11 protein-coding genes are annotated in these 14204 nt (G+C 61.5%); 10 read left to right on the top strand and 1 reads right to left on the bottom strand.

Annotation, left to right across the window (positions count from 1 at the left end; genetic code table 11):
- Positions 1 to 104: 104 nt before the first annotated feature.
- The 4 genes from LGN19_RS35495 (at position 105) to LGN19_RS35510 (ending at position 3478) form a co-directional block, all read left to right on the top strand.
- Positions 105 to 1397, top strand: a complete 1293-nt coding sequence (locus LGN19_RS35495) for a cytochrome P450 (RefSeq protein WP_175223236.1) — start codon at positions 105 to 107, stop codon at positions 1395 to 1397.
- Between the two features lie 32 nt (positions 1398 to 1429).
- Positions 1430 to 2395 carry a PDR/VanB family oxidoreductase gene (locus LGN19_RS35500; protein ID WP_175223237.1) on the top strand — a complete coding sequence of 322 codons (966 nt, stop codon included), beginning with the start codon at positions 1430 to 1432 and terminating at the stop codon, positions 2393 to 2395.
- A 64-nt stretch (positions 2396 to 2459) separates the two neighbouring features.
- Positions 2460 to 3035, top strand: coding sequence for a MaoC family dehydratase N-terminal domain-containing protein (locus LGN19_RS35505; RefSeq protein WP_205182485.1), 576 nt, complete (start codon positions 2460 to 2462; stop codon positions 3033 to 3035).
- Positions 3032 to 3478: an acyl dehydratase gene (locus LGN19_RS35510; RefSeq protein WP_175223238.1), complete on the top strand. Its 447-nt coding sequence runs from the start codon at positions 3032 to 3034 to the stop codon at positions 3476 to 3478. The genes LGN19_RS35505 and LGN19_RS35510 overlap by 4 nt, the downstream gene beginning before the upstream one ends.
- 114 nt (positions 3479 to 3592) lie before the next feature.
- Here LGN19_RS35510 and LGN19_RS35515 read toward each other — a convergent pair whose 3' ends face one another.
- Positions 3593 to 6103 (bottom strand): enoyl-CoA hydratase-related protein, encoded by a 2511-nt coding sequence (locus LGN19_RS35515; protein ID WP_226219816.1) that lies wholly within the window; start codon positions 6101 to 6103, stop codon positions 3593 to 3595.
- A 50-nt stretch (positions 6104 to 6153) separates the two neighbouring features.
- On the opposite strand from LGN19_RS35515, the gene LGN19_RS35520 reads away from it, so the two are divergent.
- The 6 genes from LGN19_RS35520 (at position 6154) to LGN19_RS35545 (ending at position 13910) form a co-directional block, all read left to right on the top strand.
- Positions 6154 to 7332 (top strand): acetyl-CoA C-acetyltransferase, encoded by a 1179-nt coding sequence (locus LGN19_RS35520; protein ID WP_175223239.1) that lies wholly within the window; start codon positions 6154 to 6156, stop codon positions 7330 to 7332.
- A gap of 146 nt (positions 7333 to 7478) precedes the next feature.
- Entirely contained in the window at positions 7479 to 8642 is a 1164-nt protein-coding gene (locus LGN19_RS35525; protein ID WP_226219817.1) for a CaiB/BaiF CoA transferase family protein, read from the top strand.
- Between the two features lie 217 nt (positions 8643 to 8859).
- Entirely contained in the window at positions 8860 to 10059 is a 1200-nt protein-coding gene (locus tag LGN19_RS35530; RefSeq protein WP_175223240.1) for an OmpP1/FadL family transporter, read from the top strand.
- Between the two features lie 112 nt (positions 10060 to 10171).
- A complete protein-coding gene (locus LGN19_RS35535) occupies positions 10172 to 11785 on the top strand; it encodes a GMC family oxidoreductase (protein WP_175223241.1) in 1614 nt (537 codons plus the stop codon).
- Positions 11786 to 11908: 123 nt separating this feature from the next.
- Positions 11909 to 13345 (top strand): aldehyde dehydrogenase family protein, encoded by a 1437-nt coding sequence (locus LGN19_RS35540; protein ID WP_175223242.1) that lies wholly within the window; start codon positions 11909 to 11911, stop codon positions 13343 to 13345.
- 370 nt (positions 13346 to 13715) lie between these two features.
- A complete protein-coding gene (locus tag LGN19_RS35545; protein WP_226219818.1) occupies positions 13716 to 13910 on the top strand; it encodes a hypothetical protein in 195 nt (64 codons plus the stop codon).
- The last annotated feature ends 294 nt before the right edge of the window (positions 13911 to 14204 follow it).

Consider the following 14204-nt stretch of genomic DNA (forward strand, 5'->3'; position numbering starts at 1 on the left):
CATCGTGCCCCCTCCGCACGACCGCGCACATCAGGACAAGACAGCATGCGGACAGGCGGAAAAGCAATTTCCTGCCTTCAACAACGAACTCTCGAGCAACGATCATGAACACGACGAATTTTGAATTGCCTGGCGACATGGCGAACCAGTTGGTCGATCCGAAGGCCTACACCGATCTCGATCAATTGCATGCGACTTATACCTGGGCACGTGCGAACAATCCGGTGGCGCGCGCGGTCGCCGACGGGCACGATCCGTTCTGGGTCGTTACGAAGCATGCTGACATCTCTGCGATCTCACGGGACAACGTGCTGTTCCATAACGGTGACTACTCCGTGGTGTGCCGACCGAAGGCATCGATCCAGCACGTGATTGACATGACGGGGAGCCCCAACGTTGTGAAATCACTGGTGCATGTGGACGGAGAAGAACACAAGAATCTGCGCGCGCTCACGCAGTCGTGGTTCATGCCGAACAGCATTCTCAAGCTGGACGACCGGATCCGCACGCTGGCACGAGCCACGGTGGAAAAGATCCGACAGCAGAACGGGCAGACGATCGATTTCGCGAACGACATTGCGCTGCACTATCCGCTTCACGTCATCATGGACATTCTCGGCGTGCCGCAGGAAGATGCACCGCGCATGCTCTCCCTGACGCAGGAGATGTTCGGTAGCGAGGACTCCGAATTCAAGCGTGAGAAGCGGCGTGAAGGAAATTCAGATAGTGCGATGGGCAAGGCGCTGATGTCGGTCGTTGCCGATTTCAAGGCGTACTTCGAGCGCCTGACGGCATTGCGCAAGAACGATCCCCGTAATGACGTCGCGAGCCTGCTCGCGAATGCCGTGGTGGACGGCAAGCCGATCGACGAGGTGAGCCGCCTCGGCTACTACGTGATCATCGCGACGGCGGGTCACGATACGACATCGTCGTCGACGTCGGTCGCGATGTGGGCGCTGGGCCGCTTCCCCGGCCTGCTGGAACGACTTCAGGCCAATCCGGCGCTGATCCCGCAGTTCATTGACGAAGCCGTGCGTTACGCGTCGCCGGTGCGCCACTTCATGCGCACCGCAACCGCCGACACGCAAATCCGCGGAAGGACGATCCGCAAGGGCGATTGGCTGATGCTGTGCTACGGGTCGGCGAATCGTGACGAGGACATTTTTCCTGAACCGTTCGAGTTCAACATCGATCGCAAGCCGAACCGACACCTTGCATTCGGGTTTGGTGCCCACGTCTGCCTGGGGCAGCATCTCGCGAAGATGGAGATGCGCATCCTGTTCGAGGAACTTATCCCGATGCTGAGCAAGGTTCAGCTGGTCGATACCATGGATTTCATTGCATCCACCTTCGTGAGCGGACCCAAACATCTTCCCGTTCGATGCACGATGCAGTGAGCAGAATCGTTACTCCCGATCAGAGAAACATCATGAATGAAAATGACACGATCGTCGTAAAGATCGAACGCCGTACGCTCGAAACCCCTGAAATCGTCTGTATCGAATTTCGCGCGCCAGACGGCGCGCTGTTGCCCGCATTCGATGCCGGTGCACATATCGACGTACATGTGGCGCCCGGCGTCATAAGACAGTATTCACTGTGCAATCCGCCGTCGGAGCGCGATCGCTACGTGATCGGTGTACTGCGCGATTCGGCGTCGCGGGGCGGATCGATGGCGATTCACGACGGATTTGCGGAGGGAGCACTCGTGGAGATTAGTCCACCGCGCAATCATTTTCCGTTGAGTCCCGGCGTGCGCGTGCGTCTTATGGCGGGCGGCATCGGCGTGACGCCGTTACTGTGCATGGCCGAGGCACTGCAAGCGGAAGGGCGCGATTTCGTCATGCATTACTGTACGCGCAGTGCGAATGGCACCGCGTTCCTGAACCGCATCCGGCAGGCGCCGTTCGCATCGAGTGTTGCGTTCCATTTCGACGACGGAGAACCATCGCAAAAGCTCGACATAGATACCGAATTCAGCCAGGTTGGCGGCAACGAAGAGATTTACGTGTGCGGCCCGTCCGGTTTTATCGACTGGGTCTGTGCGGCGGCCGAACGTGCCGGGATACCGAAGCATCGAGTTCGGTTCGAGTATTTCAATGCGAAACCGGTCGACACGTCGCATGACGGTGCATTCGACGTCAGGATCGCGAGTACTGGGAAAACCTTCCGCATTCCCGCTGATCGCTCCATCACGGCGGTGCTGGCGGATGAGGGCATCGACATCTATACGTCGTGTGGCGAGGGCACGTGCGGTACGTGCCTTACTCGCGTCCTCGAAGGAGAGGTCGAGCACCGAGACGTGTTCCTGACCGACGATGAACATGCCGTGGGCGAGATGTGTACGCCATGTTGTTCACGCGCAAAGTCGTCGGTGCTCGTACTGGATCTGTAAGTATCGCAGGCATATCGAACCCGGCGCGATGGACGTGCCGGCTCGATCCACGGGAGAATGAACTGTGCCCCTCGCCTCAGACGCATGGAAGGCCGACTGGCAGCCCATGATGGCTGCCATCGGTCGCGACTTCGACGACAGACCGCTTGTGTTCGTTGCCGATCGCATCGAACTCAGCTCGGTGCGCCGCTGGCTGGAGCCGCTGGAGTTCGACTGCGCGTTGCACTACGACCGTGACGTTGCTCGCCGTCATGGCCATGACGAGGTCGTTGTACCGGTCGCCGCGCTGCCGACATTCGCGCTCGAACCGATGTGGTGCCCGGGTGACGTGCTGTTCGACAGCGACGCGCGCGATGCGCAGCCGTCGCGCAGCGCGGTGTCCGGTATCCGATGCGGACTGGAGCCTCCGACGATCGGTTTCTTCGCGACCGATATTGAGATCGATTATTTGCTTCCAGTGACGGTCGGTGATCGTCTGATGAAGCACGGCGCGCTGCTCGTCGCCTGCGAACCGAAGGAAACCCGGGTCGGGCGCGGCGCATTCGTCACGTGGCAGTCGCGACTCGTCAACGAGAAGCTTGACGTCGTGGCCCGCACGCGCACGACGTTCTTCCGCTACAACCCGAGCACCACATCATGACGCGTGAGCAACTATACTGGGAAGACGTGATCGAAGGCGAAGCGCTGGACAGCATCGCATTTCCGCTCACGGTGTACCGGCTGGTCATGGCCGCCGGCGCGAACCGCGATTTCAACTCGATCCATCACAACAGCGAAGTCGCGAGGGCGACGGGTGCCCCCGAAATGTACGCAAACAATTTCCTGCTGCAAGGGATGTGGGAGCGTACGGTTCGACAGTACATCGGCGAGGCGGGAGCGATCCTGCGACTGAGCGGCTTCCGGATGCGTCTGTTCAATACGGTGGGCGACACGGTCGTTGTCAAGGGGCGCGTCGCTCGCAAGTGGCTCGAGGGCGCCGGCTTCGTCGAACTCGAGATGTGGTCGGAGAATTCGAGGGGCACATCCGTTGGTCCTGGACGGATCGTCGCCGTGCTACCGACGCGATCGGCACAACTCGCATAAACCCCGTACAAGCGGGCTGGCACGATGCGGTCGGGGAGCCCCGAACCGGACAGTGACGGTCCCGCTCGAGGCAAGGCGGCCGAACCGGGCCGCCTCTCGACCGATACGCGCGAATCACCGGTTCTTCCACTCCGGCTTGCGCTTCTCCTTGAACGCCTTCGGCCCCTCTAGGTAGTCCTCGCTCGTATACAGCTCGTCGAGGTGGCGGCTCGGCGTCGTGCGGTCGCCTGCATCGACATCGTTGACGATCTTCATCGACACACGCACCGATGTCGGCGACACGGACAGAATCTCTTCCGCGATGCCCAGCGCGCCAGCCAGCGCTTCGCCAGTCGGCGTCACCCGATTGACGAGGCCGAGCTCAGCGGCTCGCCGCGCGTGAATCGCACGACCGGTCAGGATGTGTTCGAGTGCGATCTTGCGCGGAATCTCGCGTGGCAGGCGAACGAGGCCGCCGCAGGCGGCCACGACGCCGACCTTGACTTCGCTCAGCGCGAACGACGCGCGTTCGTCGGCCACGACGATGTCGCACGCGAGCGCCATTTCCGTGCCTCCCCCCATCGCGTGGCCATTGACCGCGGCAATCACCGGCTTGGTTCTGACGCGTGCGGTAAGGCCTCCGAAGCCGCTTCGCGGAATCCACATCGGATTGCCGCTGGCCGTGTACTTGAGGTCGTTGCCGGCCGAGAACGCGTCGCTGCCGGCGCCGGTCAGGATCGCGATCCAGAGATCAGGATCGGCTTCGAACGCATCCCAGATCCTGGCCAGTTCCTCATTGGCCGGCGGGTGCAGCGCGTTGCGTACATCCGGGCGGTCGATCGTGACGATCAAAAGGTGGCCTCGACGTTCGACTCTTGCGAAATCGTATGAATCGCGCAGCGCCGCGGCCCGTCGCGGAAACAGTTCGTCGAGGCGTGCCTCGCTGAATGCGAACCGATTGCCGCGATCGGTCGCGCACACACAGACCGTGTATCCGACGGGATCGCCGTCGAGCATTTCGTTGACTGTGCGCGTGTCGCCGGCCTCCGTTCTCGCGAGAAAGCGGGCCCCGTCTGCGTTGCGGCACATGGCAACCGCGTAATCGGGAATTCCCTTCGCATACACGACAGTGAACGTCTCGATGGTCGCGCGGCCCTGAGGCGTTGTGGCTCGCGGCGGTGCGGGCCAACTGTCGATCTCGGCCTGCAGGTGCGCGGAATCGCTTGGCACGAACGGCGCGGGACGCGTCGAGTAGATGCCGACCGCATACTTCGACAGGTAGCCGCCGTTCGCGCCGATCAGGCCGAAGGTGTCGCGATGCTCGCGAAGTCGTTCGACCATCGTCGCGATCGCGTGCATCGAATAGTTGTTCCCCGGGCCGCCGAAATAGGGCAGGCCGCCCGTCACGGTCAGGCCTCGCGGATCGTCGGCCGTCAGGCCGAGGCCATCGATCGCGACGCTCGACACGGCGATCGGATAGCAACTGTAGAAATCGAAGAACGCAAGATCGTCGGTCGTGACGCCAGCCTGCTGCATTGCATCGCGGCAAGCCAGCACCGCGGCCGGATACCGGCCGAGATGTTGGCGCTCCATCACTTCGCGTTCAGTGGCGGCCGCATGACCGACCAGAAACACCCATTTCCGCTCATCGATGCCGAACTCACGTGCTACGCCGACGGTTGTCAGCAGGAGCGCGGCGCCCTGATTGACCTGGTCGCGGGCAACGAGCCGCTGCGGATACGGCGACGCTATCATGCGGTTGCGCTCACCGACGGTCACGAGTTCTTCAGCAGTGAGCGGCGACACGGCGGACGATGCATAAGGATTGGCAGCGGCCACGGTAGTAAAGGGAGCGAACAGCTTCCCCATCTCGATGCCGTATTCGGCAGTCGTCTTACCGAGCGCAGTGCGCCGCGCCGTTTCGCACAGCCCGTATGTTGGCGGCGTGCCGACCAGACCGTGACTCGTGTTGTAGCGATAGACGAGGCCGTGCAGTCCCATGCCGCGGTTATCGACGCTGCCGTCCACCTCTTCCGACCAATCCACCGTTTTGCCTTCCGCCCTGAGCCACCGGGCGGTGGAAATATTCTCCGCGCCGGCGATCAGTGCCATGCTGCATTCACCGTCGGCCAGACGCGCGCAGAACTCGTTGACGAGCTTTTGCGGCGAATCGCCCCCCCCTTTTTCCCATACCGCGATGCGCGGCGCAATGCCGAGCCGGCCGGCAACGGAGCGCGGGAAATTGTTCGAACGACCGAACGGTTGTGTGCGTAGCGGATTCGAGTCGTCGAACGTTCGGGTGGTGGCGATTGCGTCGATATGGTTGCTCAGCCGGTCGAGCGACAGCGCATCGTTGATCGCGCGCGTTGCCGACTCGGCTGCGATGTCGGCGGCACTGAGTGCGCGATAGGACGGTGAGCCGATCCGCTCGGTGAACTGACCTACACCGACGATGACAGGGGTGGACGGGGAAAGGGACATGGTGTGAGTGTTCCAACGATGGGTCGATGAGCAACGGCAAGCCGGCCGTAATGGATTATTGCGGAGCCGATCGGAGACGGATTCGTCTAAACCGACGAATCCGGATGAGCATCGCCGCGCAGCTCGACGCAATCGAAAATTCGTCGGTTCCGACGAATCGCACATCGATGATCGCGACAACAATGACGTGAAAGTCGGAACCCCTTGGAGAACATATGTCCGAAGCATTTATCGTGTCCGCCGCGCGCACTGCGGGTGGCCGTCGCAATGGCCGCTTGTCCGGCTGGCATCCGGTCGATCTCGCGGCGACGGTGATTGACGCGCTCATCGAGCGCGCCGGCGCGGATCCGGCGATCGTCGAAGACGTCATCATGGGTTGCGTCGGCCAGGTCGGCGAACAGGCGATGAATATTGCTCGCGGTGCCGTTCTCGCATCGGGTCTGCCCGAAGCCGTACCAGGCACGACGATCGACCGTCAGTGCGGTTCGTCGCAGCAGGCGGTGCATTTTGCTGCACAGGCCGTGATGTCTGGGGCGATGGACGTGGTGATTGCGGCTGGTGTGGAAAGCATGAGCCGCGTACCGATGTTCACGCCGGTGTCGCTACCGCAGCAGCACGGGCTCGGACATTTCGTCAGCCCGGGCATGGCGCGGTGTTATCCGGGCGTCGAGTTCAGCCAGTTCACGGGTGCCGAGGCGATCGCGAAGAAGTTCGGACTGGCCAAGCCGGTGATCGACGCCTATGCGCTGCGCAGCCATCGTCACGCGATTGCGGCGACCGAGGCCGGCCTGTTCAACCAGGAGATCGTCCCTGTTGCAGTGAAGACAAAGGACGGCAAGCCGAGCGGCGAGACGCATGTCATCGACGAAGGCATTCGCTTCGATGCATCGCTGGATGCCATCTCGTCGGTCAAGTTGTTGACCGAGGGCGGCGTGATCAGCGCAGCCAATGCTAGCCAGATCTGTGACGGAGCGAGCGGCGTGATGGTCGTCAACGCTCGTGGACTGAAGGCCCTGGGTGTCGAGCCGATTGCCCGGATCCATCAGATGACGGTCATCGGGCACGATCCGGTGATCATGCTCGAAGCACCGTTGCCGGCCACCCGCAAGGCACTCGACAAGGCCGGCATGACGGTCAACGACATCGACCTTTTCGAAGTCAACGAAGCATTTGCTCCGGTGCCGCTCGCCTGGCTGAAGGCGCTGGACGCCGATCCCGAGAGGCTGAACGTCAATGGCGGCGCGATCGCGCTCGGGCACCCGCTCGGTGGGTCCGGTACTCGATTGATGACGACGCTCGTCCATGCGCTGGGCCAACGCGGCAAGCGCTACGGGCTGCAGACGATGTGCGAGGCCGGCGGACTGGCGAACGTCACGATCATCGAACGCCTCTGACCGACGCGCGGTACGGGCGCGCGGTCGCTCAATGCTTGCCGTTCCCGCATGCCGAGGGACGGGCCGACCAGGTCTGTCCCATCTCACTGAAAAACGGTGCGAAGTTTGACGCCCGTAGTCATCAATCAAATTTCGGAGACAGCCTGATGAAACCTTCTCTACTGAGCGGCCTGCGTGTGGTCGATATGACGACGGTTATCTTCGGCCCGTATTGCACACAGATCCTCGCCGATCTCGGCGCCGACGTGATCAAGATCGAACCGGACGCAATCGGCGACGCATCGCGAAATATCGGAAAGTCGGCCAAAACGCCGTACATGGGGCCGCTCCATATCCGCCTCAATCGCGGCAAGCGATCGGTAGTATGGGATCTGAAAAGCAGCGAAGGACGCGACGCGCTTGAACGCCTGCTTGCTACCAGCGACATCCTCATTCACAACATCCGTCCTGACGCCGTCGAGCGTGCGCGGCTCGGTTACGAGACCGTGCGTGCATTGCGTCCGGACATCATCTATGTCCATTGCACGGGGTTCGACACCAGCGGCCCATCCAGCGGGCTGCCTGCCTATGACGACATCATTCAGGCGTCGTCGGGTGCAGCATCGTTGCTGCCGCGGGTGGATGGCAACCCGGCGCCGCGATTTCTGCCGATGGCTTTTGCCGATAAGGTTTCCGGACTGCATGCGGCCTACGCGACGATGGCAGCCGTGATTCATCGTCTGCGAACAGCCGAGGGGCAACTCGTCGAGGTGCCGATGCTGGAGGCGATTGCCAGCTTCAACCTGCTCGAACACCTGTACGAGCGCACGTTCGATCCGCCGATCGGACCAACTGGCTACGCGCGACAACTCGACCCGACGCGCCAGCCGATGCGAACGAAGGACGGCTATATCGTGATCGCGCCTTACCAGGATGGCCGATGGCTGCGCTTCCTTGAACTGGCGGGCTTGTCGCAGGTGACGCAGGAACCGGGACTGACCACGCTGATGGAGCGGCGTGCGAACGCGGACCGGCTGTATCGGTACATGGCACAGGTGTTGCCGGAAAAGACGACCGATGAATGGCTTGCGCTGCTGGCCGAAAACAACATTCCGGCCAGCCGTGTGAACACGATCGACGATCTTCTCGACGATCCACAGCTCAACGCGTCGGGGTTGTTCACGCAGCGCGAACATCCGACCGAAGGATGCTATACGGAGGTCGGTCAGCCTGTCCGCTTCTCGGCGGCTGAAAAGACGGCGCCGCGACATGCGCCCACGCTCGGCGAACACACGCAGGAGGTCAATCGCGAGCTGGGCCTCGGCGAATAGGCGAGGCGGTCGGCTCAAACCACTCGTATCCGGAGGTGACATTCCGGGAAGGTGGGCGTTTCGTCTTACCAGCACCGCATACGGAGGTGGCGGTGCCGGTGGTTGTACCGAGGTATTCGAACGACAGGAAGAAGATCGATTGAAAGTGGGGTGACGGGAGATTTTCGATATTTTCGCTCTATAAATCAGTATAACTAAATTTAATAGGTGGAGACAGATGAAGCGTTTCAGACACGTTGTAGCACCGATTGCGATGTCGTGCATTCCTCTTGTGGTACCAATGTCGGCATGGGGCGCGCTCGGTGCGCAGCCGGATTCCTATTCGCCGCTGTTGATGGGGATGGGCGGCGCATCGATTGCGAATCCGGTGGATACGATATCGGGCGCCGAGAACCCTGCCAATCTGTCGAAGGTCGGTAATCGGTTCGATTTCGCGACACTGCTGCTGACAACGGATCAGAACAACACTTACCTGTCTCCAAACAACCAGTTGTCCGGGCTGAAGTTCTTCGCGATCCCTAGCGGCGGCGTCAATTTCCAATACGACAGCAAGACGACGTTCGGCGTGGTGGTCTCCGGCGAAGGCGCGGGAGGGTTGTATAACCAGTCGAGCGTACCGGTTCCCGGGTTGAGCCATTCGACGACGATCTTCGTTGCAAACTTCATCTCGCCGACCGTCACGCGCAAACTGACGGACAACCTGGCCGTGGGCGTGTCGCTCAACTTGGTGTCGGCCGCGTTCCTTGCACGTGGTGTCGCGGTGCCCAACGGGCAGCCGATCGCCGCCGATTTGTCCAGCGGATTCTCGCAGCTGCCTGGTCACGGGATGCGCTTCGCCTACGGTGTCGGTTTCAGACTCGGGGTCCTGTGGGACGTGCTGCCGACTCTGTCCGTCGGCGCGAGCTATACATCCAAGACGGCACTCAGCCGATTCTCCGGCTACAACCGTGATGTACTCGCGTCGAGTGATGGCCGCGGCGATCTGCCGGAAGAATACGGCGTCGGCGTGTCGTGGCGTCCGATTCCCGCGCTTACGCTGGCAGCCGACTACCTCCGCATCAATTGGGGTAACACGCGGGTATTCGGCAATCCAGAGTCGTTCGGTTACAGGAACATCAATGCCGGCCGGTTCGGCGCTTCCTACGACATCAACAACCGGTGGACGGTGCGTGCAGGCTACATGGTGTCCGGCCAGTGGTCCGATTCCGCTCACACGATGACCAACGTGCTCGGTCCCGTCACGCAGAACCGATCGGTCACCGGCGGCTTCACCTATCACATCGACAAGAAGCAGGACATCAGTTTTTCGTTCGACTACGGGCTGCCGAACAAGGTCTACGGGACCGGGCCTTCCACGGGTACTAATCTCGATACATCCATCAACTTCTACGCGCTCCAGTACTCCAGGAAATTTTAAGTGTGCCGTGTTCCGGCGTTGCACGGCGACCGAACCTGCAAGCAGCGGGTTCGGTTGTCCCGCGCAATTCGGTACGCGTTTCTTGAGCATGAGATACCGCGGAGGGGCACGAATGAACAGTGAAGTATTCGACTATGTGATCGTTGGAGCGGGATCGGCGGGGTGCGTCCTAGCGGCGCGCCTGACCGAAGATCCGGCAACGACGGTTTGCGTGCTGGAAGCCGGCGGGCATGACACCAGCGCGTTGATTCACGCACCCGCCGGGGTACCGTTGCTGATGCGCAAGCCATCGCATCTCAATTACGGATACGAGACGGTGCCGCAGCCAGCGCTGAATGGGCGCAAAGGCTATCAGCCACGCGGCCGGACGCTTGGCGGATCGAGTTCGATCAACGCAATGCTGTACGTGCGGGGTAATCGCTGGGACTACGATCATTGGGCGTCCCTCGGCAACTCGGGGTGGCGGTATGAGGATGTGCTGCCGGCCTTCATTCGCGCAGAAAACAACGAGCAGTTCCGCGACCCATGGCATGGAAATGGCGGCCCGCTTGATGTCACGTATCCGCGCTTCGAAAGTGGTGCGAGTGAGCTGTTCCTGAGTGCGGCGCAACTGCACGGTATCGCGCTCAATCCCGATTACAACGGTGCGGAACAGGATGGGGCGTTCCTCTATCAGGTGACCCAGCGTAACGGTGAACGGTGCAGCGCGGCCAAGGCCTATCTGACGCCCGCTCTGCAACGGCCGAACATCAGGCTCGTGACCGACGCGATCACGGCTCGCGTCATGGTCGAAGCGGGGAGTGCGGTTGGCGTGGAGTATTACCACGACAACGTACTGCGCGAAGTCCGTGCGAGGGGCGAGGTGATCCTGTGTGCAGGCGCGTTCGGCTCGCCTCAGATCCTTCAACTGTCCGGTATCGGCCCCGGAGACGTGTTGCGGGATGTCGGTATTCCCGTCGTTAACGATCTGTCTGGTGTCGGGAAGAACCTGCAGGATCACATCGACTACATACAAAGTTGGCGTGTACGAGGTGTGGACGATACCGTGGGTATATCGGCGCGCTTCGCGATGAAGATGGTCGGCTCGATGTTCGAATGGAAGCATGACCGCACGGGTTTGCTGACCACGAACTACGCGACTGCCGGTGCGTTCGTGCGTTCGACGCCCGATCAGCCGGCCCCTGATTTGCAACTCATCTTCGTAATCGCGATGGTCGACGATCACGGACGGAAGATGCATCTCGGTCACGGCATATCGTGTCACGTCGATGTCCTGCGCCCGTACAGCCGAGGCACTGTCACGCTGGCTTCGGCGGATCCGCGTGCTGCGCCACGTATCGATCCACAATTTCTGTCCGACGAGCGAGACCTGAACCTGCTCGTCATGGGGGCAAAACTCCAGCAACGAATCATCGAATCAAGGCCGTTCGACACGATTCGCGGCGACATGCTTTATCCCACGCCGATCGACGACGAAGCTGGAATCCGGGCCGACATTCGCGATCGTGCCGACACGCAATACCATCCCGTCGGAACCTGCCGGATGGGGCCGGCGCTTGACAGGGCGTCTGTCGTCGATGCGCGGCTCCGTGTACATGGCACGAGACGGCTGCGCGTGGTCGACGCGTCAATCATGCCGACCATCGTGAGTGGCAACACCAACGCGCCGGCAATCATGATTGCAGAGCGCGCGGCCGATTGGCTGAAAGCTGACCGGGGACGGTGAACGTCATCCTGCTTTATAAAGCCGCGCGGCCGATCGAAACAACCGGCTTCTTCGAACTGGCTCGATGTTCGAGCCGCGCGATTTCGACGCTTCAAGAATCATCGGAATGATTGGAGAGAAGAGATGGAAAACAACAGCAACGATTCCGTTCCGGACTTCAAATTGTCGATCGCCGGCAAGGACCACGGCGGATCCCGCCAGAATGCGGTTTTCAATCCAGCTAACGGAAAGAAACTCGCGAATGTTCCGCTGGCATCGGTCGACGATCTGAATGCTGCCGTCAAGGCTGCACGCGACGCGTTACCTGCATGGCGAAACACCTCGTACGCGGAGCGTCAACGCATCGTTGCGAGCCTGGGCGAACTCGTCGCAGCGCATCGCGATGAACTCGTTTCGTGGCTCGTTGCGGAACAGGGGAAGCCCCGTGTTGCGGCGGAGTGGGAGATCGACGGTGCGGCGCATTGGTTCTACGGTATCGCGAAGCTGACGCTCCCGGACGAGGAGCTTGACATGGGGGATGGCCAGACAGCGATCTTGCGTCATGTGCCTATCGGTGTCGTCGGTGCCATTGTTCCGTGGAATTTCCCGATCCTGCTGGCGGTCTGGAAGATCGCCCCGGCATTGCTGGCGGGGAACACGATGGTTTTGAAGCCGTCTCCTCATACGCCGCTCACGACCCTTCTGCTGGGCAAGCTGGCGCAGCGGATTCTGCCGCCGGGCGTGCTTAACGTCATTGTGACGCCGGACGACGTCGCGCAAGCGATGAGCGAGCATCCGGATATCGGAATGATCGCATTTACCGGCTCGACGGAGACGGGAAAGAAGGTGCAGCGCTCGGCTGCCGGAACGCTGAAGCGGACGGGGCTTGAACTCGGCGGCAACGACGCTGCGATCGTTCTGCCGAATGTCGATATCGGGACGGCCGTGCCCGCGTTGTTCTGGGCGGCATTTCAGAACAGCGGGCAGTTCTGTGTGGCGACCAAGCGTCTATACGTACACGAGCAGATCTACGACGCGTTCCTCGACGCATTCGTCGCGTATGCAAAGACAGTCAAGGTGGGCGATGGCAGCGATCCGGCAACGCATCTCGGTCCGCTGCAGAATGCGCTGCAGTATCGCAAGGTGCGTGACCTGATCGCGGACACGAAATCGGCCGGCCATCGTTTCGCGCTGGGTGGCGAAGTCGACGACAGCGACGGTTTCTTTATCCCGGTGACGATTGTCGACAACCCGCCGGACGATTCGCGCTGCGTGCAGGAGGAGGCGTTTGGGCCGGTGCTGCCGCTGCTCAAGTATCGGGATGTCGACGAGGTCGTCGCGCGTGCCAACGCCACTCACTACGGGCTCGGGGCGTCCGTGTGGGGCGCTGACGTCGAGCGGGCGCAGGAAATCGCGCGTCGGCTCGAGGTCGGCGTGGTGTGGATCAACCAGATCCACATCCTGGGGCCGCAAGTGCCAATGGGTGGGGTCAAGCAGTCGGGGCTCGGGGTGGAAAACGGTGTCGCCGGGCTGGCGCACTACTGCAACACGCAAACGACGCTGCTTCGCCGACCGGGGTGACCTCGGGGAGCAGCGTTCGCGTTAATGCGTTGACGGTGATCGGGGCGGCGATCTCCGGCTCACGAGATACGACCGACCAGACCGTGCCGTTTTGTCACTCGCATCGCAATCGGCGCCGCGACGCAAGGCGTTGTAATGGGGTTCTTTGATTTCAGAATTGAAACCTCCATTCCATAGCTGAGGCTATACGGGACCGGGCTTCAGACCCGGTCACCGCACACCAATGCTGTCCGCTCGATATTCGATGTGGCTTGCTTTTTGCGTGATGGAACCTCGGCGTATTCGGCGCGCGCCGGTCAGGCAGGAATTTTCCTGAGTCGAACGGGCCTGGCCGAAGCACGGAAAGCTTCTACAAACATAAGGGGATGCAATGACTGGCGACCAAAAGCGAAATGGCGTACCGCAGGACGACGCGCGCGGGATCGCGCCCGAGCGGGAGACGGATGGCGCTCGATCGACAGCGCGGTCCGGCGACCGGCTTCGCGATGCGAACTGGGCGTGGGCGAGAGCCGGTGCGGTCTACGACTGGATGGATCACGCGCCACTTTTCGAGAACCGCGACTGAAGTTGTGGCGGGGCGGGTCGTGGCATGGCCTCGCCGAGTTCCGATTGCCGACCGGCCGGTCGGTCTCCTGTTCGTCGTCGCGATGTCGATAGCGGCTATCGGGCGATATGACGAAGATGTTGGCTGGCGAAAGCCGGGACGATGCAACCGCGCCCGACCGAAGCGACGATCCGTGCGCCGCCCAGCGAAACAAGCGGATGGCGGGCGGCGCGTCGGCGAACTTAATTCAACCCTTCACTATCCATGGCTGCCGTGACGCCTACCACCATCCAGTCCATCCTGATCGCGAACGGG

Origin of the sequence: Burkholderia sp. AU30198 (assembly GCF_020419825.1) — a bacterium.
Classification (GTDB): Bacteria; Pseudomonadota; Gammaproteobacteria; order Burkholderiales; family Burkholderiaceae; genus Burkholderia.